The organism is Afipia birgiae 34632 (assembly GCF_000308295.2).
GTDB classification, from domain to species: Bacteria; Pseudomonadota; Alphaproteobacteria; order Rhizobiales; family Xanthobacteraceae; genus Afipia; species Afipia birgiae.
Window position 1 is genome coordinate 163,457 of the sequence record NZ_HG326654.1, and the last position, 24,391, is coordinate 187,847.

The following is a 24,391-nucleotide window of genomic DNA, read 5'->3' on the forward strand; positions in this document are numbered from 1 at the left end:
CAGCGTGGCGCGCTCCACCGATCCCGCCATTCGTGCGCCAAAAGCCGCCGCAGCCGGGCACGGCATCGCCTTCATTCTCAAAAAATCATTCATCAGCGCCCTTGTGGCGCTGGTTCTGTTTTCACTGATGATTGGCATCCGGACTGAAGCCGGACCGGAGGGCCAACTGGTCTACTGGACGCGGTTCGGCGATCTCGCCGCACTCGTGGCGGCGGTGTTTTTCGGAAGCATCATTGTTGAACTACTGCGGCAATGGATCGGACCGTCGAAGGGCGTCTCGCTGCTTCCGGAATCCGCCAGCAGCACGATCGCCACCCTGCGGCGCTTTCTCGCCCCGGCGCTTCTCGTGTTTGCCGTGCTGGTCCCGGTGATCTTCTACGACCAGCGTTACATCCTCGATCTTGGCATCCTCGTTCTGACCTACGTCATGCTGGGATGGGGACTGAACATCGTCGTCGGTCTCGCCGGTCTGCTCGATCTCGGCTACGTCGCATTCTATGCAGTCGGCGCCTATTCCTACGCGCTGCTGGCGACGACCTTCGATCTCTCCTTCTGGGTCTGCCTTCCGCTGGCCGGAATCCTCGCAGCTTTCTGGGGCGTGTTGCTCGGCTTTCCCGTGCTGCGATTGCGTGGCGATTATCTTGCCATCGTGACCCTCGCCTTCGGCGAAATCATCCGGCTCATCCTGCTGAACTGGCAGCATGTCACGGGAGGCCCGAACGGCATCACCGGGATTCCACGGCCGTCGTTCTTCGGCATCCCGCTCACCAACACCGATGACGGACTCGCCGCCCTGCTCGGCATCGAGTTCTCCACCACGCATCGCGTGGTCTTCCTGTTCTATCTGATCCTCGCGCTCGCGCTGCTGACGAACTGGGTCACCATCCGCCTGCGACGTTTGCCGATCGGCCGCGCATGGGAAGCGCTGCGCGAGGATGAAGTCGCGTGCCGCTCGCTTGGCATCAACACCACCACGACGAAGCTGACGGCGTTTGCGACCGGCGCGATGTTCGGCGGCTTTGCCGGTGCGTTCTTCGCCACCCGTCAGGGCTTCATCAGCCCCGAGTCCTTCACGTTCCATGAATCCGCGCTTGTGCTCGCGATCGTCGTGCTCGGCGGCATGGGCTCACAGCTCGGCGTTGCGCTCGCAGCCCTCGCAATGATCGGCGGGTTCGAACTGTTCAGAGGACTTGAACAGTTCCGCATGCTGGTGTTCGGCTCGGCAATGGTGCTCCTGATGATCTGGCGGCCGCGCGGCCTGATCGGTCACCGCGCGCCATCGGTGTTTCTGGAGAAGCCCTCGGAAATTTCATCCGCGATGGTCAAGGAAGGCCACGGATGACCACGAACAATACCAGCAACGACATTCTCGACGTCGATCACCTGTCGATGCGCTTCGGCGGCATCGTCGCCGTCAACGATCTGTCGTTTACGGCGAAGCGCGGCGACATTACCGCGCTGATCGGCCCCAATGGCGCGGGCAAGACAACCGTCTTCAATTGCATCACGGGTTTTTACAAGCCGACCACCGGCATGATGCGTCTCATTCATGACGACGGCCGCGAGTTTCTTCTGGAACGGCTGTTCGACTACCGCATCTCCAAGGTGGCGAAGGTCGCCCGCACATTCCAGAACATCAGGCTGTTCGCGGGCATGACCGCGCTGGAAAACCTGATGGTGGCGCAACATAACGCGTTGATGCATGCATCGGGCTATACGTTTCTCGGTCTGATTGGCGCACCCGGCTTCCGCCGCGCTGAGAAAAGCGCCATCGAACTCTCGCGCTACTGGCTCGATCGCATCGGCCTCACATCGAGGGCCGACGACGCGGCAGGCAACCTGCCCTACGGCGATCAGCGTCGGCTCGAAATCGCGCGTGCGATGTGCTCGGAGCCGGTGCTGCTGTGTCTCGATGAACCGGCCGCAGGATTGAACGCGCGGGAGAGCGATGAACTGAGCCAGTTACTGCTGGCGATCCGCAAGGATCATGGCACGTCGGTGCTGCTGATCGAACACGACATGTCGGTGGTGATGGAAATCTCCGACTGCATCTTTGTGCTCGACCACGGCGTCAAGATTGCAGCAGGTACGCCGCAGGAAATCCGCAACGATCCGAAAGTCATCGCCGCCTATCTCGGCGCGGACGAACAAACCGCCATCGAAGTCATGGAGGGCGGAACGTGAGCGCTCCCCTCCTTTCCATTCGCGGCCTCGTCGCAGCCTACGGCAATATCGAGGCGCTGAAAGGCGTCGATCTCGATATTCACCCGGGCGAGATCGTTGCGCTGATCGGCTCCAACGGCGCGGGTAAATCCACGCTGATGATGTCCGTGTTCGGGCGGCCGCGTGCCCGCGCCGGACTTATCGCATTCGATGGCCGGGACATCACGCATGAGCCCACTCATCACGTCGCGCGGCTGCGTATCGCGCAGTCGCCCGAGGGACGGCGCATTTTCCCGCGCATGACGGTCGCCGAAAACCTGCGCATGGGCGCGGACGCTGCCATGGAAAGCACCGAAGCCGAGCGCAGCGAAAATCTTGAACGCGTTTTCACGCTGTTTCCTCGCCTCAAGGAGCGTATCGCGCAGCGCGGCGGTACGTTGTCGGGCGGCGAACAGCAGATGCTGGCGATCGGGCGCGCACTGATGAGCCGCCCGCGCCTGCTGATGCTGGACGAGCCGTCGCTCGGCCTCGCACCGCTGATCGCGCGGCAAATCTTCGATGCGGTCCGCACGCTCAACCGGCAGGATGGCCTGACCGTCCTGATCGTCGAGCAGAACGCCAACCACGCATTGAAGCTGGCGCACCGCGGCTACGTGATGGTCAATGGCCTGATCACCCTTAGCGGAACCGGCGCGGAACTGCTGGCGCGGCCGGAAATCCGCGCAGCCTATCTTGAGGGAGGGCGCCACTGATGTCCTTCTATTCAAATGAGTCCATTTTTCAGGTTCTGTTTGTCACCCTGGTGCTCGGCGGCGGCTGTGCGGTGCTGGCCGGCCGCGCCATCGCGCTGACCTGGCGAAGCATCGGGATTGCGGTGATTGCAATGATACCGCTGGGGATGGCCGTGCGGTTCGTGCACTTCGCGCTGTTCAATGAGACCCTGTTGCAGCCGCAAGCCTATGTGGTCGAGACCGTCATCCTGATCGCCGCATCCTGCCTGTCTTTTCAGCGTACCCGGGCGCAGCAGATGGTCCGTCAGTACTACTGGCTGTACGAACGGCGCGGTCCCCTCGGCTGGCGGCTGCGGCAAGATGCGCCAGCCAAGGCATGAGCGCGGCCTAAAATTGCCGATGACTTGGCGGTAAAATCAGCGGACAATATCCGGGATGTGTTTGCCCGGCGGGCCGCTTGGCTGCGCCCTTCGAGACCTGCATGAGGATTGCCCTATGAAACCAACCCGTATCCTTGGCCTCGCACTCGGCGCGTCGATTGCCATGTCGACTGCTGCGTTTGCGCAAGACATTTCCGTCGCTGTCGCGGGCCCGATGACTGGCGGCGAATCGGCATTCGGCCGCCAGATGAAGAACGGCGCAGACTTGGCTGTCGCCGACCTCAACGCCGCGGGCGGCGTCAACGGCAAGAAGCTCGCGCTTCAGGTCGGAGACGATGCCTGCGATCCGAAGCAGGCCCGCTCGGTCGCCGAAAAATTCGCAAGCTCCAAGGTCCCGTTCGTAGCAGGCCATTTCTGCTCGTCGTCGTCGATTCCGGCCTCTGAAGCTTATGCCGAGGGCAACGTGCTGCAGATTACACCGGCCTCGACCAATCCGGTCTTCACCGAGCGCAAGCTGTGGAACGTGCTGCGCGTCTGCGGCCGCGATGACCAGCAGGGCCTTGTCGCCGCGCAGTACATTCTGAAAGCTTTCGCGGGCAAGAACATCGCCATCCTCAACGACAAGACGACCTATGGCAAAGGCCTCGCGGACGAAACCAAAAAGGCGTTGAACGCCGGCGGCATGAAGGAAAAACTGTTCGAGTCCTACAACAAGGGCGACAAAGACTTTAATTCCATCGTCTCGCGGCTGAAGCGCGAGAACATCGATCTGGTTTATGTCGGCGGCTATCATCAGGAAGCCGGCCTGATCCTGCGCCAGATGCGCGATCAGGGCATGAAAACGCTTCTTATGGCCGGCGATGCCATGAACGACAAGGAGTTCGCCTCGATCACCGGTGCGGCTGCCGAAGGCACGCTGTTCACTTTCGGTCCTGATCCGCGCAACAAGCCGACCGCGAAGGCCATCGTCGAGAAGTTCAAGGCGAAGGGTATCGATCCTGAAGGCTACACGCTTTACACCTACGCCGCCTTCCAGATCTGGTCGCAGGCCGCCACGAAGGTGAAGAGCACCGACCCCAAGAAGGTCATGGAAGCCATCAAGGGCGGCGAATGGGACACCGTGCTTGGCAAGCTTTCGTTCGACGCAAAGGGCGATATCAAGGTGATCGACTACGTCGTCTACAAGTGGGACGCCAAGGGCAACTACGCCGAGATCAACAAGGGATCGTAAGATCTCGTCAGCCGAAAGTCACATTCAATTGTCATCACCGGGCTTGTCCCGGTGATTTCGATGAGTGGACCACTGTGCTGAATTTATCAGGATGCCCGGGACAAGCCCGGGCATGGCAAACTTTAGATTTGCAGCTACCCAAAATTCTGAAGCTCCGGGAACGTCTCCAGCAGCCAGATGCTGACGTCCGTGACCGCGCCGGTGAGAAATCCGATCCCCACGAGAATCATCAGAACGCCCATCGCGCGCTCCACGGTGGCGAGATGCTTCTTCATGCGCGCGAGCACCGCGGAAAACCGCTCGACCATGAAGGCCGCGATCAGGAACGGGATGCCGAGACCGGCGGAATAGACTGCGAGCAACCCTGCGCCCTTCGTTACGGTGGCTTCCGATGCGGCGACCGACAGAATGGCGGCCAGGATCGGCCCGATGCACGGCGTCCAGCCGAATGCGAAGGCCAGCCCCATCACATAGGCGCCCCACAGACCGACGGGCTTGGGAATTGGCAGGCGTCCTTCGCGCATCAAAAAGCCGATACGTGTGAGACCGAGGAAATGCAGGCCCATCAGGATGATTGCGATGCCCGCAACAATCGATAACTGCGCCGACCATGCGCGGATCAGGCCGCCGATCAGACTGGCGCTGGCGCCGAGCGCCACGAATACGGTCGAAAAACCCAGCACGAAAACCAGCGCCGACAGCATCACAGCGCGTTTCGAGGCTCTCCGCTCTTCTTCATTGGCCACATGCTCGATGGTCGCGCCGGTGAGATAGATCAGATACGGCGGCACGAGCGGCAGCACGCACGGCGAGAGAAAGCTGATGATGCCGGCGGCGAGCGCGGCGGGGATGGAAACGTCCTGAATCATGCCGCTTATTGCACTGTCGCCCATATGCTATGCAAGCTCCGCCGCGCTCCTTCCGCTTGTTGTGATCGGATCGTGATGGACATGATTCCGGACAGTGGAGACCAGTTTTCGGACGAGATCATGCCGAAGATGCCAAGGTGAAGTGATGAAGAACCTGCTGACCGACATTCCCGGCGTCCGCGTCGGCCACGCCCATGACACAACGGTCGCATCCGGCGTGACCGCCGTGATCTTCGACAAGGCCGTTGTCGCCTCCGCCGATGTGCGCGGCGGGGGACCCGGAATCCGGGACGGCGCATTGCTCGAACCGGTCAACACAGTCGAAAGCATCGATGCGATCGCGCTCTCCGGGGGCTCGGCGTTCGGGCTGGAGGCCGGCGGCGGTGTGCAGGCATGGCTCGCTGAACAAGGGCGCGGCTTTGCCGTGGGCGACGCCCTGATCCCGATTGTTCCGGGTGCCGTCATGTTCGACATGCTGAATGGCGGTGACAAGGCATGGGGCCGCTTCCCGCCCTATCGCGATCTCGGCTACGCGGCGGCCGCAGCAGCGACCGATGGCCCGTTCACGCTCGGCAGCGTCGGCGCAGGCTTCGGCGCGACCACCGCCAACTTCAAGGGCGGGCTTGGCTCGGCCTCCGCCGTGATGACAAACGGCGTGCGTGTTGCAGCCATCGCATCCGTCAACGCGGTCGGCAGCGTGAATGTCGGCGACGGACCATGGTTCTGGGCAGCGCCGTTTGAGCAAAATAATGAGTTCGGCGGACGCGGCCTGCCACCATCTTTTACGCCGGACATGCTCGCGATGCGGCTCAAGGGCGGCGCCGCCGCGACGTCGATCGAGAACACCACACTGGCCTTGGTCGTCACCGACGCCATCCTCACCAAGCCGCAGGTCAATAGGCTTGCGATGATCGCGCAAACCGGATTTGCCCGCGCGATCTATCCGGTCCACGCGCCGCTCGACGGCGACATCGTGTTCGCCGCAGCGACCGGAGAAAGAGCCATCGATCCGCTCTATGGGCTCACCGAACTTGGCGCGGTGGCTGCAAACGTTATCGCACGCGCGATCGCGCGCGGCGTTTACGAAGCGAAGGCGCTTCCTTTCGCCGGCGCGCTGCCGTCGTGGAAAGAACGGTTTGGGACATAGCGGTCAGCGCGCGGGATACCGACCCGATTCAGCCTGCAGGCGAATCCCGATTACATCAGATGTTGATGGAGACCGACTGTTTCGCGGACGCGGCGAGCGCATCCGTCTGACGCTGCATCATTTTCTCGAGGAGATTGTATTGTGTCGAGGCGGCGGTCGATGTCGCCGACGATGCGGGCTGGCTCAGCGTGATCTTCGATCCGTCGGCATATGTCAGCGTGGTCGTGATCGAGCCGTCGCTGTTTGTTGTCGTCGTGCTCGACGCGCCTCCCAGAGCCTGCTTCAGCGCGTCGGCGCCGCCACCGGCCTGATGCGCATGACCGCCGCCCTTGCCCTTGAGCGCAGTCGCCATTTCATCGAGACTGACAGAACCATCTTCGTTGGCATCCATCTTGTTGAAGACGTTGTCGGCGGCGGCGATATTGGTGCCGCCCGCGCCGAGCTTGTCCTGGAATTCGGCCTTGGTGATCTTGCCGTCGCCGTTGCCGTCGATCTGCGCGAACAGACTCTTCAATGCATCTGATGGACTGGCTTTGCCGTTGGAATCTTGCGCCGACAGCAGCGCATTGAATGTCGATGGCGACAGGGCTCCGGCCGGAGTGGAACTTGTCGAGGATACGGACGTCGTGCTCGGCGTGCTGCTGTTCGAACCGATCACATCGAACAGGGAATTCGTCTGTTTGACGCCGGTCTTGGCCGCTGCCGACTTGTCCGGTGTCAGCGAGGACAGCAAATCGAGCGCGCCAATAGCGGCAGCTCCAACAGCACCTGCTGCAAAGAACATCGCGATACTCCCCAAAGCCGATGAAACACGGCTGAGATCAACCCGAGAAGTATCCAGCAATTGCCGTGCCGCTCCAGTAACCCAATAAATTCGGGCATTTTCGCCGCCAGGTGGCGCTTCCGGCGCGGCAATTTCTGCCGCCACGGCAGGATTTGCCGCTAAATCCGCGCTGTTCCTGTGTACGCCGCCTGCCTCACATTGCCCGCGTGCAGGCGGCATGTTAGGCGAAACCTATCCGTCACTGCTGGCACGTCAGCTCCAGAATACGCCAAGGGAAGCACCGGAAACCGCCATGTCCCAACCCCTTGCACCCCGCCCGCTGATTATCGCGCCGTCGATCCTGGCGTCGGATTTCTCGAAGCTCGGCGAGGAAGTCCGCGACGTCGATCAGGCCGGCGCCGACTGGATGCATCTCGACGTGATGGACGGCCATTTCGTGCCGAACATTTCCTACGGGCCGGACGTCATCAAGGCGATGCGCCCGCACTCGAAGAAGATCTTCGACGCACATCTGATGATCGCGCCGTGCGACCCGTATCTCGAGGCCTTCGCCAAGGCCGGTTGCGACATCATCACCGTGCACGTCGAAGCGGGACCGCATCTGCATCGCTCATTGCAAGCGATCCGTGCACTCGGCAAGAAGGCTGGCGTCTCGCTCAATCCCGCGACGCCGGCGAGCGCCATCGAATACGTGATCGATATAGTCGATCTCGTACTGGTGATGTCGGTCAACCCCGGCTTCGGCGGCCAGTCGTTCATTCCTTCCGTGCTGGAAAAGATTTCGCAAGTCCGCGCGATGTGCGCCGGACGGCCGATCGACATCGAAGTCGATGGCGGAGTCACAGCCGACAACGCCGCCAAGGTCGCCGCCGCCGGCGCGAACGCGCTGGTCGCCGGCTCCGCCGTTTTCAAGGGCAGCACGATGGACAGCTACAAGGCGAACATCGCTGCAATCCGCAACGCAGCCGCTCACGCCCGCAGCGAAGCGATTTAGGCCAAGAAGGCCCGATTTTCCGGGCATAATCGCGTCTCAAGGGTGGCCTCGCCGGAAGCGATCTGCTAAAGCGCGGCGTAATCCCCAACCCTACGAGTTCGCGATGATTCCCCGTTATTCCCGCCCCGAAATGGTCTCCATTTGGGAGCCGCAGACGCGTTTCAATATCTGGTTCGAGATCGAGGCGCATGCTGCTGATGCACTGGCCGAACTGGGCACGATCCCGAAGGACGCCGCCAAAACCATCTGGGCCAAGGCCAAGGACGCGACCTTCAACGTCGAACGAATTGACGAGATCGAGCGCGAGACCAAGCACGACGTCATCGCCTTCCTGACGCATCTGGCCGAGATCGTCGGCCCGGAAGCGCGCTTCGTGCATCAGGGCATGACCTCGTCGGACGTGCTCGACACCTGCCTCAATGTGCAGCTTTCGCGGGCCGCCGACATCCTGATCGCCGACATCGACAAGGTGCTCGCCGCGCTCAAGACCCGCGCTTTCGAGCACAAGATGACGCCGACCATCGGCCGCTCCCACGGCATCCATGCCGAGCCGGTCACGTTCGGCCTCAAGCTCGCCTATGCCTATGCCGAGTTCACCCGCGCTCGCGAGCGTGTTGTGGCGGCGCGCAAGGAAATCGCGACCTGTGCGATTTCCGGCGCGGTCGGCACCTTCGCGCAGATCGATCCACGCGTCGAAGAGCATGTCGCGAAGGCCATGGGCCTCGCCGTCGAGCCGATTTCGACACAGGTCATCCCGCGTGATCGCCACGCGATGTTCTTCGCGACGCTGGGTGTCGTCGCCTCGTCGGTCGAGCGCCTCGCCACTGAAATCCGCCACATGCAACGCACCGAAGTGCTGGAAGCCGAAGAGTTCTTCTCCGAAGGCCAGAAGGGTTCGTCGGCGATGCCCCACAAGCGCAATCCGGTGCTGACCGAAAATCTCACCGGCCTCGCCCGCATTGTCCGTTCCGCCGTGACGCCCGCGCTGGAGAATGTCGTGCTCTGGCACGAGCGCGACATCTCGCATTCCTCCGTCGAGCGCATGATCGGCCCCGATGCGACGGTGACGCTGGATTTCGCGCTCAACCGTCTCGCGGGTGTCGTCGAGAAGCTGCTGGTCTATCCGGCCAACATGCAGAAGAACCTCGACCGCCTCGGCGGTCTGGTTCATTCGCAGCGACTGCTGATTGCGCTGACCCAGAAGGGGGCCTCGCGCGAGGACTCCTACAAGCTGGTCCAGCGCAACGCGATGCCGGTCTGGCGCGGCGAAGGTGACTTCCAGTCACTTCTGAAGAAGGACGCCGACGTGAAGAAATATCTGTCGGACAAGGAGATCGAGGAACAATTTGATCTCGCGTATCACTTCAAGCACGTCGATACGATCTTCAAGCGGGTGTTCGGAGCATCCTGAACCTATGGGCATCGTCACCGCGGTGAGCCTGCGCAAGGGTCACCACTTCAGCAAGACGAACTCCTTGAGCATCCGCCTGCTCAAAGGGCTCGGCGTCGACGGTGACGCGCATATGGGCGATACGGTGAAGCACCGCTCCCGTGTCGCGAGAGATCCGACCCAGCCAAACCTGCGTCAGGTGCATCTGATCCACGAAGAGCTGTTCGACGAGCTGGCCCCGAAAAACTTCATCGTCCGGCCCGGCGAGATGGGCGAGAACGTCACCACCCGCGGCATTGACCTGCTGGCGCTGCCAACCGGCACGCGGCTGCACCTCGGCGAGACGGCCCTGATCGAAGTTACCGGCCTCCGTAATCCGTGCATCCAGATCGACCGCTTCCAGCAAGGCCTGATGGCCGCAACGCTGGACAAGGATGCCGACGGCAACCTGATCCGCAAGGCCGGGGTCATGAGCGTGGTTTTGGCGAACGGCGACGTCCGCCCCGGCGACGTTGTCCGGGTTGTGCTGCCGGAGGGGCCGCACCGCCCGCTTCAGCCGGTCTAGCCGCCCTGATTACAACAAAGTGGTAACCGCAGATCGGCTATCATGTCCTTTGTGTCCCAGGCGCCCACGATACTCGTGTTCGATTCCGGCCTTGGCGGTCTCACCGTGTTCCGCGAGATCGTCAAGCTGCGGCCGGGCGCGCGCTACGTCTATGTCGCGGACGACGCCTATTTTCCTTACGGACAGCACACCGAGGATGAGATCGTTGCCCGCGTCGTGCCGCTGGTTGGCGACCTGATCGCCGAACATCGGCCGGAGCTTGTGGTCATTGCCTGCAACACGGCCTCAACCCTGGTCATGACGCATCTGCGCGAGGCTTACAGCGTGCCATTCGTCGGCACGGTACCCGCCATCAAGCCCGCCTGCGCATCCTCGAAGACGAAACGCGTGTCGGTGCTTGGCACCAAGGGCACCGTGAAGCGCGAATACACCAAAAAATTGATCGCCGATTTCGCGCAGGGCTGCGACGTGACGCTGGTGGGCGCGGAAAATCTCGCAAGCCTCGCCGAAGCGGCGCTGCGCGGCGAACGCGTCAGCGACGACGCCATCGCCGCCGAGATCGCGCCGTGCTTCCTCAATGGCGATGCACGAACCGATACCGTTGTGCTGGCCTGCACGCACTATCCCCTGCTGATCAATCAGATGCTTGCGCTGGCACCATGGAGCGTGGACTGGATCGACCCCGCGCCCGCCATCGCGCGGCGGGTCAGCGACCTGCTGGGCCCCACCAATGGCACCAACGAAGCACTCGGTGCGCGCATCCTCTTCACCTCAGAACAAGCGCCCTCGCCGGTACTGGCCAAGGCACTCATCCCGTTCTTCGGCGCCAGCCTCGTGAACTGAGAACCGTCCTTCCGCAGATACCATTCGGCTGTTAGCCTCCCGCCCGGTCTGTTCCGAAAGAGAACAGCGAAAGGGAGATACACATGCTCAAGAAGACAGTGCTTTGCGTTTCTGTTCTCGCGCTCGCCGGCATTGGCGCGGCCCTCGCCCAGCAGCCGCCCGCGGGCATCAAGCGGACACCGCTCCAGACCGTCGCCTTCCCAGAGGGCTACAATACGGTCACCGGCCTTGCCGAACTGGCTCCGGGGACAAAGGCCGGCCGCCACACTCATCCGGGGGTCGAAACGGGCTATGTCCTGGAAGGGGAACTGGTGTTGTCCATCGACGGGCAGCCCGACAAGATGCTGAAAGCCGGGGAATCTTACCAGATCCCCGCCGGCGCCGTTCACGATGCTGCCGTTCATGGCGATAAGCCTATGAAAGTGCTGGGGGTTTACGTGGTGGACAAGACCAGGCCGCTGGCCTCCCCGGCTCCGGCGAAATAGCCGAACTGTTTGACATTACGGGGGGTTTTTCATAGAACCCCGTTGCTCGCGGGCCGGTTTCGGCCCGCGTTGCGTTTCGCGACCCGTGGTCTTTCTCATCAAGCTTATGAGGCGGACCTGTCAGCACCGGGATCATATCCCGCTGCACAGGAGGGCGCGTTTCCTCAAAACTCAAACTTTTAGAAAGAGGACGCGATGACTAAGCGTAGTGAGGCGAAGTATAAAATCGATCGCCGTATGGGCCAGAACATCTGGGGCCGCCCGAAGAGCCCCGTCAACAAGCGCGAATACGGCCCCGGCCAGCACGGCCAGCGCCGCAAGGGCAAGCTCTCCGACTTCGGCACGCAGCTGCGCGCCAAGCAGAAGCTCAAGGGCTATTACGCCAACATTTCCGAGCGTCAGTTTCACGCGATCTACGTCGAAGCCAGCCGCCTGAAGGGCGATTCGGGCGAGAACCTGATCGGTCTGCTCGAGCGCCGCCTCGACACCGTGGTGTATCGCGCGAAGTTCGTCGCCACCATGTTCGCGGCCCGTCAGTTCATCAACCACGGCCACATCAAGGTGAACGGCAAGCGCGTCAACATCGCCAGCTACAAGGTCAAGGTCGGCGACGTCATCGAGATCAAGGAATCGTCCAAGCAGCTCACCTTCGTGCTGGAAGCCAACCAGCTCGGCGAGCGCGACACCCCCGACTATCTCGAAGTCGATCACGGCAAGCAGACTGCCAAGGTCACGCGCGTTCCGGGTCTTTCGGAAGTGCCGTTCCCGGTTCAGATGGAACCGCACCTCATCATCGAATTCTATTCGCGCTGATCTCTTCAGCCGGATAACAGAAATACGAAAGGCCGCCCCATCGGGCGGCCTTTTTGTTGGCGTGAATTCGATCCGCTATTTCAGCGCGCCGTAAATCAGGCTTTTGATTGCGGACTGAATCCGGCCGCGCTGAGAGGGAGACTGGATCATCAGGATCGCGAACATGTCTTCCTTCGGATCGACAAGGAAGTATGTCCCGCTTCCCCCGCTCCACTCGTACTCGCCGACCGAACCAGCCCAGTGGCTGACGCCCGCTTCCGTCCGCACAGCAACGCCAAGGCCGAAGCCATAGCCCGCACCGGGAAAATAATAGACCCATGGCTTGATGCCCGCAGCCTCGCCGATATGGTTCGACGTCATCAGGTCGACGGTCTTGCGCGCCAGAATGCGCTTGCCGTTCAATTCGCCGCGATTGACCAGCATCTGCACGAAGCGTGCATAGTCCGCGATCGACGACACCATGCCGCCGCCGCCGGATTCCCACTTGGTGACGACACGGGGATCGCGATCCAGCTTGTCATGTTTGTTGGGCAGTGGCTCGGCGAGCAGCGCCTGCCTCAAAGGATCGGCGACAAAGAAACTCGTGTTCGTCATGCCGAGCGGACCGAGCAGGTTTTCCTTTTCGAACTGATAGAGCGACTTTCCCGACACCACCTCGATCACCCGCCCAAGAACATCGGTGGCATGGCCATAGGTCCAGTAATCGCCGGGGTGACTGATCAAAGGCAGTGCCGCGATGCGGTTCGCGACCTCCTCATTGGTGAACTTGCCTGACATGAGGTCGGCGTCTTCATAAGGCTTCTTCACCACGCCATAGGCCAGGGAGGCGTAGGGTATGCCTGCTGACTGCCGCAACAGATCGTGGATCAGGATAGGACGGCGCGGCGCCACCAGGTCGAGCACGGGCTTGCCGTCCGGACCAGGCTTTTCCTCGCCGACCTTGATATCGTAAAACCCGTGAACGTATTTTCCGACCTCGTCGTCGAGCGCGAGCTTGCCTTGTTCCACCAGCATTAGCGCCGCAACCGACGTGATCGGCTTTGTCATCGAAAACAGCGTGAAGATCGTGTCTGGCGTCATCGGCGCCTTGGTTGCCACATTGCGCGCGCCGAAGGCTTCGTAATACGCGGGCTGGCCGCGGCGCTGGACCAGCACGATGGCGCCGGGAATGTTGCCGGTTGTCACCTCGTTGTTGAGGTACGCGCTGATGCGCGCCAGCCGTTCGATCGAGAAACCGGCCGCCTCCGGCGCGGTTTTTCCGATGCTGCCTGCTGAAGCCTGTACGATGAAAAAGCAGATCGCCGCTGTCTGAAACAAGCACAACGCCAAGGCACGGACGGCCACGCGACAATGAGCTGTTAAATGCAAATCAGCCTCATCCGGAAACTGAAAATATCAAGCGGCAAGCCTAGCGATTGACAGCCTCAATGCAAGCAATGCTCCTAGGTCAGCACACCTAAAATCCCGTGACTTCCATTGGCCCCCCCAGCATTCTATTGAATACATCAACACGACGACGCACAGGACGCCCAATGAGAATGACCCCTGCCTCGCCCGATCCGACGTTACCGCCTGTTCGCATCAATCTGATGTCAGACACCCAGACGCGGCCGACACCGGCCATGCGCGAGGCGATGGCGCGCGCGGAGGTGGGCGACGAGCAGATCGGTGACGACCCCACAACGATTGCGTTATGCGAGCGAGTGGCCCACCTGCTCGGCAAGCAAGCCGCGGTCTTCCTGCCTTCGGGGACGATGTGCAATGTGGCGGCCACGCTGGTACATTGCCGTCCCGGTGACGAAATCCTGGCACATCCCTCCGCGCATGTGCTGACCCGCGAAGGCGGTGCGCATGCAGCACTCGGCGGATTTCAGATCACGCCGCTGCCCGGCGAGAACGGGATTTTCACACCAGAGACGTTCCGCGCGGCGATCCAGCCGGTCTCGCGCTACTCTGCGCCACAGCGCGTCGTGACCGTCGAGCAGACCGCGAATATCGGCGGTGGCACCATCTGGAAAAAATCCGTTCTTGACGAGATCACGGCTATCGCGCGCGAGCATGGCCTCATCACCCACATGGATGGCGCACGATTGATGAACGCCTGCGTGGCCACCGGCGTGTCCGCACGGGACATGGCTGAGGGCTGGGACTCGATCTGGATCGACTTCAGCAAGGGACTTGGTGCGCCCATCGGCGCGGTGATCGCGGGGACCGATGACTTCATCGACGAGGTCTGGCGCTGGAAACAGCGCCTCGGCGGCGCGATGCGCCAGAGCGGCATTTGCGCCGCCGCCTGCCTCTACGCGCTCGATCATCACGTCGATCGCCTCGCGGACGACCATGCCAATGCCCGCACGCTGGCACGCGGTCTCGCGCAAATTCCGGGCATCACGGTCAATCAACCCGAGACCAACCTGATCTTCTTCGATCCCACCGGAACCGGCATCACCACGCCGCAGATGATTACGGAACTGCGCGGACGCGGCATCCTGACCGGCGCTCTCGATCACCGCATCCGCGCCTGCACCCATCTCGATGTGACGGCGGCGATGATCGACGAAACGGTTTCATTGATCCGCGCCATCGCATCCAGGGCGTGATCTACCGCTCGAACGCGTCGTAGACCATCGCCTTCAGCGCGGGTTGAATCCGGCCGCGCTCCGACGGCGACTGGATCATCAGGATAACAAACATGTCCTGCGCGCGATCGATCCAGAAGTAAGTCCCACCCGCGCCGTCCCACTTGATTTCGCCGAGCGAACCCGGAGGCGGCGGCGTGGCGTTGCCGGCTTCGGTGCGGACACCGAAGCCGAGGCCATAGCCGAAACCGTCGCCGGGAAAATAAAACGACCCGCGTTTCACTCCAGTTGCTGGCGCGATGTGGTTCGTGGTCATCGTCGCGAAGGTCTCAGGCTTCAGATAACGCCTGCCGTCGAGTTCCCCGCCGTTGAGCAGCATCTGCGCGAACCGGCTGAAATCGCCGATAGTCATCAAGAGCCCGCTGGTCCCCGGCTCCCACTTCGAGAATACGCGCGGATTCCGGGAATTTCCGGTTCTGAAATTGTTATCGCTCGGCAGCGGCTCTGCAATGCGGTGGTGCTGCGACGGATCTGCAATGGAATACGACGTATCCTTCATACCGAGCGGCCCGAACAGCCGCTCTTTCTCGAACGCATAAAGCGATTTCCCGGACACCACTTCGATCACGCGGGCGAGCACATCCATCGAGTGGCCGTAGTCCCACAAAGTGCCTGGCTGCTCGGCCAACGGCAACCGCGCAATCTTTTCGGCCACAGCGGCGTTGTCGGTCCCTTCGGCATACAGGTTAGCGTTGGTGTAGGCAGAACGGACAAGGCTCTTGCCATAGAAGCCATAGGGAATGCCGGCTGACTGCCGTAGCAGATCCTCGATGGTGACCGGACGATCCAACGGAACAAGCTTGAGGACGGGATCACCGTTCTCGGCCTTGGTCTCCACGCCTACTTTCGTATCCGCGAACGACGGAATGTATTTGGACACCGGATCGTCGAGCTTCAGCTTGCCGTCGTCCACCAGCATCATCGCTGCAACGCTCGTAACCGGCTTGGTCATCGAGAATATCCGGAAGATAGCCTCCGGTGTCATCGGTTCGCCCGTCGTCACATCGATCTTGCCGAAGGACTTGAAATAGACCGGCTTGCCGTGGCGCTGAACCAGGACGATCGCACCAGAAATCTTGCCGTTCGCAACGTCGGCGTTGAAATAGTCGGTGATGCGCTCAAGCCGCTGTGGAGAGAGAACGGCATCCGGGGGATAGACCCGCATCGCACCGTCGGCCCCGGCGGCACTCGCCGTCAGCGCAATCATCCCTGCGGGAAGCAGGCTCCAGATACGCCGCGATCTCATTGGGTCCTGCTTTCAGTCTGCAGTCGGTCCATCAGATACGCATGCCGCCCGGCGCGGTTGCACCGGGCAGCCATATGTCAGGCTTTTACTTCTCGAACGCACCGTAGACGAGATTCTTCAGCGCGATGCGGTGGCGGCCGCGATGCTGCACAGTCTGGGACATGAACACCACGAACATGTCCTCCTTCGGATCGACCCAGAAGGTGGTGCCACCGGCGCCAGACCAGTTCATCTCCCCGACGCTGCCCTCCATGATGCTGACCCCGGGCTCGGTCCGTACCGCAAATCCGAGACCGAAACCGAACCCCGGGCCTGGCAGATAGTACGGGCCATTCGCCACCCCTGACGCGGGACCTATATGGTTCGACCCCATATAGGCGATGGTCTTCGGGCTCAGGTAACGCTTGCCGTTGAGCGTCCCGCCGTTCGCGATCATCTGCGCGAACCGGGCGTAATCGCCGATGGTCGACATCATGCCGCCGCCGCCGGACTCCCACTTGCGCACGACGCGCGGGTCATTCATGTCGGCGTCATTGCCGATCTTGCGGTCGTTCGGGAACGGCTCGGCAATCAGCGGCTGCTTGGCCTTGTCGGTGACGTAGAATGCGGTGTCCTTCATGCCGAGCGGATCGAGAATGCGCTCCTTCTCGAATTGATAGAGCGATTTGCCCGACACGACTTCGACCACGCGCCCCAGAATGTCGGTCGAGTGGCTGTAGTCCCAGGTCGATCCCGGCTGATAGGCCAGCGGCAATTTGGCGATGCGATCCGCAAAGCCGGCATTATCGACATCTTCCGAGGAGATTTTCGCATCGACATAGGCCTTCTTCACAAGCCCTTCTCCGAAGAATCCATAAGTGATGCCCGACGTATGACGCATCAGATCCTGAACCGTCATGGGACGGCGTGACGGCACGAGGTCGAGCGTCATATTTCCATCGTCGCCCTTCTTCTCGACGCCGACCTTCACGTCCTTGAACGCGGGAATGTAATTCGCAACGGGATCGCCAAGCTGGAGCTTGCCTTCTTCCACGAGCATCATCGCTGCGACCGTCGTGATCGGCTTGGACATCGAGTAGATGCGGAAGATCGTGTTCGCCGTCATCGGCGCCTTGGTGGCGGGATCGCGGACGCCGAAGGTCTCGTAATAGGCGACCTTGCCGCGGCGCTGGATCATCATCACGGCGCCGGGAATCTTGTTGGCTGCGATTTCGTTCTTGAGATAGTCGCCGATCCGCGCGAGCCCTTTGGGCGACAGTCCGGCTTCAGCGGGCTGGGTGCGGACAACGCTGTCGGCAAAAGCGCCTGTTGCAGCGAACAGTACGGTGGCAATGACGAGCGACGCCTTGATGTGGCGGGACACGAGCATAGAAAAACCTCCCAAGTCTTTTCAGACGAACGCCCGGATCGTTGGTGTCCGGGCTTGGGAGGACTGTATCGGCCCTAAAGGCAGCTGCACAAGCGAGACGGCGACTTGCACCGCCTCGCCTTGGAAAGATCAGCCGGCAGGCTGCTGAACCACGACGCCCTTGTCGGCGAGCAGCTGCTGCAATTCGCCAGCCTGGAACATCTCGCGGATGATGTCGCAACCACCAACGAACTCACCCTTGACGTAGAGCTGCGGGATGGTCGGCCAGTTCGAATAGATCTTGATGCCATCGCGCAGTTCGGATGATTCGAGCACGTTCAAGCCTTTGTAGGCGATGCCGACGTGGTCGAGAATCTGGACCACCTGGCCCGAAAATCCACACTGCGGAAACTGCGGCGTGCCCTTCATAAACAGCACGACGTCGTTGGACTTCACTTCGTTGTCGATGAATTGGTCGATGCTCATATTCGCGTCCCTAACTGCCTCGGTCCCGCGGCAAGGCCGGGAATCCTCAACGGCCTGTCGCTCTGCCCATATATGTAGCGTGAAACGGTTCCGCAGCCCAATCAAATCGCTGAAAGGGTGCCATGCCATCCCCGAAAAAAGAGGCCAAAGCGGGCCCCTCACGCCCGACCGCACATCAGCATCATAGCTGACGCGCATCATTCATGGCCGACGGTGCCTTTTATCTCCGGTGGGGCGCCCTATCTAGAGCATCCGTTCTGCGGAACCGATCCGGAGAAGCATCGTTCTCTCCTCAACCGGAGATTCTCGTGACGAAACCAGCATCCCAGCCAGACGCCCGTGTCGCCACTTCCTCCGCATTTACGGCCGAATTCCGCCAAGAAATCCGCGATGAGCTGGCCACCAGGCTACTGACGGCCTATCGCACCGTCCGAGACGAAACCGAGCGACGGGCAGCCCCGTTATCGCCCGAGGACCAACTGGTCCAGTCGATGCCGGACGCCAGCCCCACGAAATGGCACCGCGCCCACGTCACCTGGTTCTGGGAGCAATTCCTGCTGGGCGAACATTCTCCCGGCTACAAGCCCTATCACCCGGACTACGCCTACCTGTTCAATTCCTATTACGTCAGCGCCGGGCCCCGTCACGCGCGCGCCCAGCGTGGCCACCTCACCCGTCCGGGCGCGGACGAGGTGACGGCCTATCGCAAGCACGTTGATGCCGCAGTGGCGGCATTTTTCAGTTCGGCGGACGCGGCCACGCTGACGAAGCTGGAGCCGCTGATCGAGGTCGGGCTTAACCACGAGCAGCAGCATCAGGAATTGCTGCTCACCGACATCTTGCATGCCTTCGCGCAGAACCCGATCCCGCCTGCCTATGAACCCGGCTGGACGTTTCCGGCGGCGCACCGTGATGGCGATACGTGGGTTACGCTGATGGAAGGCATCCACACCATCGGTCACACCGACAATTCATTTCACTTCGACAACGAGAAGCCCGCGCATCGCGCGCTGGTCGGCCCCGTCAAGCTCGCGCGCAATCTCGTCACTAACGCCGAGTGGCTCGCGTTCATGAACGACGGTGGCTACACGACGCCGACGCTGTGGCTGATGGACGGCGTCGCCGCAGCCGAACGTGAGGAATGGCAGGCCCCCGGCCACTGGCGGAAGATCGACGGTGAATGGATAATCATGACGCTCGGCGGTTTGCAGCCGGTCGATCCATCAGCTCCCGTCTCGCACGTCAGCTACTACGAAGCCGATGCCTTCGCGCGCTGGAGCGGAAAACATCTGCCCACCGAAATGGAATGGGAAGTCACCGCCCGCGCGGGTCATCTCAACGACGCATTCGGCATCGTCTGGCAATGGACCCGCAGTTCGTACTCGCCCTACCCCGGCTACCGCGCCATTGACGGCGCGCTTGGGGAATACAACGGAAAATTCATGGTCAATCAACTGGTGCTGCGCGGCTCATCGCTGGCAACGCCGGACAATCATAGCCGCATCACCTATCGCAATTTCTTCTATCCGCATCATCGCTGGCAGTTCACGGGACTGCGGCTCGCCGATTACGCCATCTGAACCCTCAACCCATGAGTTCGTCATGAATGTGCATGTCAACACGCGGGCCGATGCTCCGCTTCACGATCAAATTGACCGCTCTTTTGCCCGGGACGTGATCGCGGGATTGTCGCAGCAGCCGAAGAAACTGTCGCCGAAATATTTTTACGACGAAGCAGGCTCCAAACTGTTCGAGCAGATCACGCTGCTGCCGGAATACTACCCGACCCGCACCGAGCTGCGCATTCTGCGCGACCGCGGCGCGGAGATCGCCCAGACGATTCCTGCGAATGCGGCGCTGGTCGAATTCGGCGCCGGCACCACGACCAAGGTGCGCCTGCTGCTCAAGCAATGCGCGTTCAAGGCCTACGTTCCGGTGGACATCTCCGGTGACTTCCTCAACGGCCAGGCCAGCGCCTTGCGTAGCGATTTTCCCGATCTCGCGGTTTATCCGGTGACGGCTGATTTCACCGAGCCGTTCGACTTGCCGCCGGAAGTCAAGAACATGCCCAAGGTCGGCTTCTTTCCTGGCTCGACCATCGGCAATTTCGACCCGCATGAAGCCTGCGCCTTCCTGCGCGGCGCGCGGGCCATTCTCGGCGAAGGCGCAACGCTGATCGTCGGCGTTGATCTCGAGAAGGACGAGCGTGTGCTTCACGATGCCTACAACGACGCGGCGGGTGTGACCGGCCAGTTCAATCTCAACGTACTGGCGCGGATCAACCGCGAACTCGGCGGCAATCTGGATCTCGACGGGTTCAAGCACCGCGCGATCTACAACCGTGAGCGCCATCGCATCGAGATGCATCTGATCAGCAGCAAACCGCAGACTGTGCGGGTGCTGGATCACACCGCGACGTTCCGGACTGGCGAAACGATCCACACCGAGAGCAGTTACAAATACAGCATCGAGCGCTTCACCACGCTGGCGCGCGGCTCGGGATGGACTCCCTGCGCATCATGGACCGACCCCGACGGAATGTTCTCGGTTCACGCGCTGGTCGCGGAAGACGGGGCCTGATTTCAGACTTCGTCGGATATCGCCCGCGAGCGAAGCGAAATCGCTTCCCAAGCTGCGACGATCAGCATGATTGCGGTTGTCGCAGATGACAGCAGCAGCGGCGACAAATGATGCGCGAACGGGATCAGCATGACCAGCAGACCGATGCCGACAAGGTGCGAGAGCTGAAAGATGCCACGGATGCTGCGTTTGAACAGGATGGTGCCGATCAGGAAGAGTAGCGGCCCGCCGATCATGCTGAGAATGGTTTTGGCATCCGCATGGCCCTCGGGATGCGCCAGCAGCAGTTCGTCGCCCACCGCCGAGACGACAATGCCAGCGACAATCGGCAGGTGCAGATAGGTGTAGGCGAGCCGCGCCAACTTTCCGGTCTCGTCGGAATGCGAGATGTGTTCCGCCCCCGCCTCTGCACCGATATGGAAATACACCCACCACATGGCGATGCTGCCGATCAGCGCCACAACGAAGCCCATGATCACCGGCGCGGTCCATGCGGCTGACGCGAAGGTCGCGCCGGTGACCACGATGGATTCGCCAAGCGCGATGATGATGAATAGCGCGCAGCGCTCGGCCATATGGCCGCCTTCGACCTCCCAGTCCGCAAGAGGGGTCGCACCTAAACCGGGAAGCCGGAACCGCATCGCCGGTCCGCAATACTCGATCGCCACCGCAACGATCCACAGAAGTAGCCGCGCCTGCCCCTCGGCGAAGCCGCCTGCGATCCAGAACACGCCGCTGCACGCGAGCCACAGGGTGATGCGCAACAGATTCATGCGCAAACCGGGCTCGGACTTCGGGATCGACCAGTACGTGAAGGCCGATCGTCCGACCTGCATGACGACATAGGCCAGCGCGAACGCCAGCCCCCGGCTTTCAAACGCCTTGGGAATGGAGGTGGACAGCAACAGGCCGGCGATCATCAGCCCGAACAGCATCACGCGGACCGGCGTGCGCTCCGGGTCGAGCCAGTTGGTGATCCAGGATGTGAAGATCCAGACCCACCACACAGCCAGAAACAGGATGGTGGTCTGCAACACGCCCAGCGGCGTAAAATGCGCCAGCAGCGTGTGGGAGATCTGCGTGATGGCGAAAACGAAGACGAGATCGAAAAACAGTTCAACGTAGGTAACACGGTGATGCTGGTGCGGCGCACGGGCTCGCAACAGGGTTCCGTTTGCTGACACCATTGCCCCCGGTCCCGACGGTCAGGCGTCAGGCACGCCCGTTTGCAGCGCCAGCGCGTGCAGCACGCCGCCCATCTGCCCCTTCAGCGACTGATAGACGATTTGGTGCTGCTGCACCCGCGACTTGCCGCGAAATGCTTCGGAGATGACGGTGGCGGCGTAGTGGTCGCCGTCGCCCGCGAGATCGCGGATTTCCACCTTCGCGTCGGGCAACGCAGCCTTGATCATCGTTTCGATGTCCCGCGCGTCCATTGGCATGTCGTTGAATCTCCTCATGTTGAGCCATTCCCGGCTCACGCAATACACCGAAATATGACTGATTCTAGCCCGTGCAGCCTGCCTCGTCACGCGAGCATTGCGCAGGATCGCTCCTATATTGTGGCCTCAACAGGGAGCCCGCCATGAACGTCCGTATGAGAATTCCAGGCCCGGACCACCCGATTACAATCGCGGCGAACCCGAAACGGGTCCGGATCAGCGTCGGCGGCGAGGTTATCGCCGAAACCATCCACGCCCTGACCCTGAAAGAGGCGAGCTACGCACCTGTCCAGTACATTCCCCGTGCTGATGCCAATGCTGCGAAGCTGAAGCGGACGGACCACAGCACCTATTGTCCCTACAAGGGCGACGCGAACTATTTCAGCATCCTCTCCGGCGGCAAGACGCTGGAGAACGCTATATGGACCTATGAGACGCCCTACGAGTCGGTGAAAGAGATTGAAGGGCATTTGGCGTTCTATCCGGACAAGGTCACGATCGAGGAACTGTAACTCATTCCTGCTAGCCGCTATGCGTGCGCCTCTATGACCGGCCCTGCCGCGCGCAGAATGACATGGAACAACCCCCTGTCCCTTGTGTTGCCTCCCAACGGTACCTTTGCCGCACAGGAGGCTTATGATGAGACATTTCACGATAGCGCTTTTAGCAGGTGCAGGCGCTCTTTTGGCCGGTGGAGCGATCGCAGCACCGATGACGAATGGCATTTCGAGTGTGAAAACCGGATCGAACGTCGAGCACGTTCGCATGGTGTGCGATGAACACGGCCGATGCTATCGGACCCGTGGCGCACGCCGCGTCGTTGTTCAGGACGACTCGTACGCTTACGCTCCGCGACGCCAATACAGGGAGCGTGGTTACTACAATGGAGGTCCGAGCGTCGGCGTATACGGTGCCCCCGGGGTCGGCGTCAGCATAGGCGTCGGACACGGCCGCTGGTAATCCGTCAAACTGCAGTCAGAGAAAAACCGCAGGTTTCGCCTGCGGTTTTTCCGGGTTGCTGCTTCTACTTTTTAACCAGCGGACATTCGCTTTCCGCCAGCGGCTTGAACGACTCGTCGCCGGACATTTCAGCGAGCTGCTGATAGAAGTCACCGCGATATTTGGAATCCGCCGGCGACTTCACCTTCATCAGGAAGGTCTTGTGCATCACCCGGCCGTCCGCACGGATCTGCACGTTCTTGTTGTAGAAGTCGTTGACCGGCAGCTCTTTCATCTTCGCGGCCACCGCCTTGCCCTCGTCCGTTCCGGCAGCCTCGACCGCCTTCAGGTAGTGAAGCACCGATGCGTAGGTTCCCGCGGTGATGAGGTTTGGAATGAAGCCGCCGGAGCGCTCCATAAACCGCTTCGCCCAGGCGCGCGTTTCATCGTTGGCGTCCCAGTAGAACGAGGTCGTGAGCGTCAGCCCCTGCGCGACGTTCAGCCCGACGCCTTCGATATCGTTGATGTAGATTACGAGGCTGGCGAGATTCTGCCCGGACTGCGCGATGCCAAACTCACGCGCCTGCTTGATCGCGCTTAGGAGATCAGCGCCCGACATGGCGAGCCCGATCACTTTGGCCTTGGAGGCCTGCGCCTGAAGCAGGAATGACGAGAAGTCCGGCGAGCCGAAAGGGAAACGCACACTGCCAAGCACCTTGCCGCCGCTGGCCTCGACGAAGCGGCTCGCGTCCCGCTGGAGCGAATGACCGAAGGCATAGTCGCTGGTCAGGAAATACCAACTGTCACCACCCTGCTTGGTGACCTGGCTCGCCGTGCCCTTGGCGAAGGCGTAGGTGTCGTAGCTCCACTGCGATGTCGTCGCCGAACAGGCCTTGCCCGTCAGTTCGGTGGTCGCGGCGCCCGAGATCAGCAACACCTTGCCGCGCGACCGCGCGATTTCCTGAGTGGCAAGGGCAACGGCGGAGCCCGCGACGTCGGTAATGGTATCAACGCCCTCGGTCTCGAACCATCTGCGGCTGATCGCGGAGGCAATGTCCGCCTTGTTCTGATGATCCGCCGTAATGACGCTGATCGGCTTACCCAGCACCTTGCCGCCGAAATCGTCGACCGCCATCTGGGTCGCTTCGACAGAGTACTTGCCGACGAGATAGGCGAAGCCGCCCGAGTGGTCGGTCAGCACGCCGATCTTGACGGCGTCGTCAGACACCTGCGCCTGCGCCGCACTGCAAGCCATCAGCATGGCCGCGACCGTCAGTCCGATCCTGGTTGTTCTCACGATATCTCTTCCTCCTTCT

At 61.4% G+C, this 24,391-nt stretch carries 25 protein-coding genes; 16 read left to right on the forward strand and 9 right to left on the reverse strand.

Going from position 1 to position 24,391, the window contains the following annotated elements; genetic code table 11:
• The first annotated feature begins 4 nt into the window (after positions 1-4).
• From livM to BN32_RS19405, 5 genes are all read left to right on the forward strand, one after another.
• The gene (gene livM, locus BN32_RS19385) at positions 5-1,342 is read left to right on the forward strand and encodes a high-affinity branched-chain amino acid ABC transporter permease LivM (RefSeq protein ID WP_019196353.1); all 1,338 of its coding nucleotides are present in this window, start codon (positions 5-7) and stop codon (positions 1,340-1,342) included.
• A complete protein-coding gene (locus tag BN32_RS19390) occupies positions 1,339-2,184 on the forward strand; it encodes an ABC transporter ATP-binding protein (protein ID WP_019196352.1) in 846 nt (281 codons plus the stop codon). Before livM ends, BN32_RS19390 begins: the two co-directional genes overlap by 4 nt.
• Positions 2,181-2,915: an ABC transporter ATP-binding protein gene (locus BN32_RS19395; protein ID WP_019196351.1), complete on the forward strand. Its 735-nt coding sequence runs from the start codon at positions 2,181-2,183 to the stop codon at positions 2,913-2,915. Before BN32_RS19390 ends, BN32_RS19395 begins: the two co-directional genes overlap by 4 nt.
• A complete protein-coding gene (locus BN32_RS19400) occupies positions 2,915-3,274 on the forward strand; it encodes a DUF6867 family protein (protein ID WP_019196350.1) in 360 nt (119 codons plus the stop codon). The genes BN32_RS19395 and BN32_RS19400 overlap by 1 nt, the downstream gene beginning before the upstream one ends.
• A gap of 115 nt (positions 3,275-3,389) precedes the next feature.
• On the forward strand, positions 3,390-4,505 hold the full coding sequence (locus tag BN32_RS19405) for a branched-chain amino acid ABC transporter substrate-binding protein (protein WP_019196349.1): 1,116 nt from the start codon (positions 3,390-3,392) through the stop codon (positions 4,503-4,505).
• 134 nt (positions 4,506-4,639) lie between these two features.
• Here BN32_RS19405 and BN32_RS19410 read toward each other — a convergent pair whose 3' ends face one another.
• Positions 4,640-5,374: a cytochrome c biogenesis CcdA family protein gene (locus BN32_RS19410; RefSeq protein WP_040427316.1), complete on the reverse strand. Its 735-nt coding sequence runs from the start codon at positions 5,372-5,374 to the stop codon at positions 4,640-4,642.
• Positions 5,375-5,519: 145 nt separating this feature from the next.
• On the opposite strand from BN32_RS19410, the gene BN32_RS19415 reads away from it, so the two are divergent.
• A complete protein-coding gene (locus tag BN32_RS19415; RefSeq protein ID WP_019196347.1) occupies positions 5,520-6,521 on the forward strand; it encodes a P1 family peptidase in 1,002 nt (333 codons plus the stop codon).
• Between the two features lie 55 nt (positions 6,522-6,576).
• On the opposite strand, the gene BN32_RS19420 is transcribed toward BN32_RS19415, so the two are convergent.
• The gene (locus tag BN32_RS19420) at positions 6,577-7,305 is read right to left on the reverse strand and encodes an EF-hand domain-containing protein (RefSeq protein ID WP_019196346.1); all 729 of its coding nucleotides are present in this window, start codon (positions 7,303-7,305) and stop codon (positions 6,577-6,579) included.
• Between the two features lie 292 nt (positions 7,306-7,597).
• Between BN32_RS19420 and rpe the strand changes: the two genes are divergently transcribed.
• The 6 genes from rpe to rpsD all read left to right on the forward strand — a co-directional run bounded on the left by rpe (position 7,598) and on the right by rpsD (position 12,395).
• Positions 7,598-8,299, forward strand: a complete 702-nt coding sequence (gene rpe, locus BN32_RS19425) for a ribulose-phosphate 3-epimerase (protein ID WP_040427318.1) — start codon at positions 7,598-7,600, stop codon at positions 8,297-8,299.
• Positions 8,300-8,402: 103 nt separating this feature from the next.
• Entirely contained in the window at positions 8,403-9,710 is a 1,308-nt protein-coding gene (gene purB / locus BN32_RS19430; RefSeq protein ID WP_040427049.1) for an adenylosuccinate lyase, read from the forward strand.
• A gap of 4 nt (positions 9,711-9,714) precedes the next feature.
• Entirely contained in the window at positions 9,715-10,254 is a 540-nt protein-coding gene (locus BN32_RS19435) for an MOSC domain-containing protein (RefSeq protein WP_019196343.1), read from the forward strand.
• 51 nt (positions 10,255-10,305) lie between these two features.
• Positions 10,306-11,097, forward strand: a complete 792-nt coding sequence (murI, locus tag BN32_RS19440; protein ID WP_040427320.1) for a glutamate racemase — start codon at positions 10,306-10,308, stop codon at positions 11,095-11,097.
• An 83-nt stretch (positions 11,098-11,180) separates the two neighbouring features.
• On the forward strand, positions 11,181-11,582 hold the full coding sequence (locus BN32_RS19445) for a cupin domain-containing protein (RefSeq protein WP_019196341.1): 402 nt from the start codon (positions 11,181-11,183) through the stop codon (positions 11,580-11,582).
• Between the two features lie 195 nt (positions 11,583-11,777).
• On the forward strand, positions 11,778-12,395 hold the full coding sequence (gene rpsD / locus BN32_RS19450) for a 30S ribosomal protein S4 (protein ID WP_019196340.1): 618 nt from the start codon (positions 11,778-11,780) through the stop codon (positions 12,393-12,395).
• Between the two features lie 75 nt (positions 12,396-12,470).
• On the opposite strand, the gene BN32_RS19455 is transcribed toward rpsD, so the two are convergent.
• On the reverse strand, positions 12,471-13,712 hold the full coding sequence (locus BN32_RS19455; protein WP_040427322.1) for a serine hydrolase domain-containing protein: 1,242 nt from the start codon (positions 13,710-13,712) through the stop codon (positions 12,471-12,473).
• 215 nt (positions 13,713-13,927) lie between these two features.
• Here BN32_RS19455 and BN32_RS19460 point away from each other — a divergent pair, with 215 nt between their 5' ends.
• Complete coding sequence (locus BN32_RS19460) at positions 13,928-14,995, forward strand: threonine aldolase family protein (RefSeq protein WP_040427051.1); 1,068 nt, start codon at positions 13,928-13,930, stop codon at positions 14,993-14,995.
• 1 nt (position 14,996) lies between these two features.
• Here the strand turns inward: BN32_RS19460 and BN32_RS19465 are convergent, their stop codons facing one another.
• The 3 genes from BN32_RS19465 to grxD form a co-directional block, all read right to left on the reverse strand.
• On the reverse strand, positions 14,997-16,280 hold the full coding sequence (locus BN32_RS19465) for a serine hydrolase domain-containing protein (protein WP_040427053.1): 1,284 nt from the start codon (positions 16,278-16,280) through the stop codon (positions 14,997-14,999).
• Positions 16,281-16,365: 85 nt separating this feature from the next.
• Positions 16,366-17,649, reverse strand: a complete 1,284-nt coding sequence (locus BN32_RS19470) for a serine hydrolase domain-containing protein (RefSeq protein ID WP_019196336.1) — start codon at positions 17,647-17,649, stop codon at positions 16,366-16,368.
• A 129-nt stretch (positions 17,650-17,778) separates the two neighbouring features.
• Entirely contained in the window at positions 17,779-18,114 is a 336-nt protein-coding gene (gene grxD, locus BN32_RS19475) for a Grx4 family monothiol glutaredoxin (protein WP_019196335.1), read from the reverse strand.
• A 308-nt stretch (positions 18,115-18,422) separates the two neighbouring features.
• On the opposite strand from grxD, the gene egtB reads away from it, so the two are divergent.
• Together egtB and egtD are read left to right on the forward strand one after the other, a co-directional pair.
• The gene (gene egtB / locus BN32_RS19480; RefSeq protein WP_019196334.1) at positions 18,423-19,694 is read left to right on the forward strand and encodes an ergothioneine biosynthesis protein EgtB; all 1,272 of its coding nucleotides are present in this window, start codon (positions 18,423-18,425) and stop codon (positions 19,692-19,694) included.
• A 22-nt stretch (positions 19,695-19,716) separates the two neighbouring features.
• Complete coding sequence (egtD, locus tag BN32_RS19485) at positions 19,717-20,694, forward strand: L-histidine N(alpha)-methyltransferase (protein WP_019196333.1); 978 nt, start codon at positions 19,717-19,719, stop codon at positions 20,692-20,694.
• A 2-nt stretch (positions 20,695-20,696) separates the two neighbouring features.
• Here the strand turns inward: egtD and BN32_RS19490 are convergent, their stop codons facing one another.
• Together BN32_RS19490 and BN32_RS19495 are read right to left on the reverse strand one after the other, a co-directional pair.
• Positions 20,697-21,881, reverse strand: coding sequence for a low temperature requirement protein A (locus tag BN32_RS19490; RefSeq protein WP_430641954.1), 1,185 nt, complete (start codon positions 21,879-21,881; stop codon positions 20,697-20,699).
• A gap of 18 nt (positions 21,882-21,899) precedes the next feature.
• Positions 21,900-22,136 carry a BolA family protein gene (locus BN32_RS19495; RefSeq protein WP_040427058.1) on the reverse strand — a complete coding sequence of 79 codons (237 nt, stop codon included), beginning with the start codon at positions 22,134-22,136 and terminating at the stop codon, positions 21,900-21,902.
• 143 nt (positions 22,137-22,279) lie between these two features.
• Here BN32_RS19495 and BN32_RS19500 point away from each other — a divergent pair, with 143 nt between their 5' ends.
• Positions 22,280-22,648: a DUF427 domain-containing protein gene (locus tag BN32_RS19500; protein ID WP_019196330.1), complete on the forward strand. Its 369-nt coding sequence runs from the start codon at positions 22,280-22,282 to the stop codon at positions 22,646-22,648.
• A 512-nt stretch (positions 22,649-23,160) separates the two neighbouring features.
• Here BN32_RS19500 and BN32_RS19505 read toward each other — a convergent pair.
• Positions 23,161-24,372: an ABC transporter substrate-binding protein gene (locus BN32_RS19505; RefSeq protein ID WP_040427060.1), complete on the reverse strand. Its 1,212-nt coding sequence runs from the start codon at positions 24,370-24,372 to the stop codon at positions 23,161-23,163.
• Between the last annotated feature and the right edge of the window lie 19 nt (positions 24,373-24,391).

Excerpts from the sequence above, each read along its gene's own strand:
- BN32_RS19390 (WP_019196352.1), top strand. The coding sequence starts at position 1,339 with ATGACCACGAACAATACCAGCAACGACATTCTCGACGTCGATCACCTG.
- BN32_RS19400 (WP_019196350.1), top strand. The coding sequence starts at position 2,915 with ATGTCCTTCTATTCAAATGAGTCCATTTTTCAGGTTCTGTTTGTCACC.
- BN32_RS19405 (WP_019196349.1), top strand. The coding sequence starts at position 3,390 with ATGAAACCAACCCGTATCCTTGGCCTCGCACTCGGCGCGTCGATTGCC.
- BN32_RS19410 (WP_040427316.1), bottom strand. The coding sequence starts at position 5,374 with ATGATTCAGGACGTTTCCATCCCCGCCGCGCTCGCCGCCGGCATCATC.
- BN32_RS19415 (WP_019196347.1), top strand. The coding sequence starts at position 5,520 with ATGAAGAACCTGCTGACCGACATTCCCGGCGTCCGCGTCGGCCACGCC.
- BN32_RS19420 (WP_019196346.1), bottom strand. The coding sequence starts at position 7,305 with ATGTTCTTTGCAGCAGGTGCTGTTGGAGCTGCCGCTATTGGCGCGCTC.
- rpe (WP_040427318.1), top strand. The coding sequence starts at position 7,598 with ATGTCCCAACCCCTTGCACCCCGCCCGCTGATTATCGCGCCGTCGATC.
- purB (WP_040427049.1), top strand. The coding sequence starts at position 8,403 with ATGATTCCCCGTTATTCCCGCCCCGAAATGGTCTCCATTTGGGAGCCG.
- BN32_RS19435 (WP_019196343.1), top strand. The coding sequence starts at position 9,715 with ATGGGCATCGTCACCGCGGTGAGCCTGCGCAAGGGTCACCACTTCAGC.
- BN32_RS19445 (WP_019196341.1), top strand. The coding sequence starts at position 11,181 with ATGCTCAAGAAGACAGTGCTTTGCGTTTCTGTTCTCGCGCTCGCCGGC.
- rpsD (WP_019196340.1), top strand. The coding sequence starts at position 11,778 with ATGACTAAGCGTAGTGAGGCGAAGTATAAAATCGATCGCCGTATGGGC.
- BN32_RS19460 (WP_040427051.1), top strand. The coding sequence starts at position 13,928 with ATGAGAATGACCCCTGCCTCGCCCGATCCGACGTTACCGCCTGTTCGC.
- BN32_RS19465 (WP_040427053.1), bottom strand. The coding sequence starts at position 16,280 with ATGAGATCGCGGCGTATCTGGAGCCTGCTTCCCGCAGGGATGATTGCG.
- BN32_RS19470 (WP_019196336.1), bottom strand. The coding sequence starts at position 17,649 with ATGCTCGTGTCCCGCCACATCAAGGCGTCGCTCGTCATTGCCACCGTA.
- grxD (WP_019196335.1), bottom strand. The coding sequence starts at position 18,114 with ATGAGCATCGACCAATTCATCGACAACGAAGTGAAGTCCAACGACGTC.
- egtD (WP_019196333.1), top strand. The coding sequence starts at position 19,717 with ATGAATGTGCATGTCAACACGCGGGCCGATGCTCCGCTTCACGATCAA.
- BN32_RS19490 (WP_430641954.1), bottom strand. The coding sequence starts at position 21,881 with ATGGTGTCAGCAAACGGAACCCTGTTGCGAGCCCGTGCGCCGCACCAG.
- BN32_RS19495 (WP_040427058.1), bottom strand. The coding sequence starts at position 22,136 with ATGCCAATGGACGCGCGGGACATCGAAACGATGATCAAGGCTGCGTTG.
- BN32_RS19500 (WP_019196330.1), top strand. The coding sequence starts at position 22,280 with ATGAACGTCCGTATGAGAATTCCAGGCCCGGACCACCCGATTACAATC.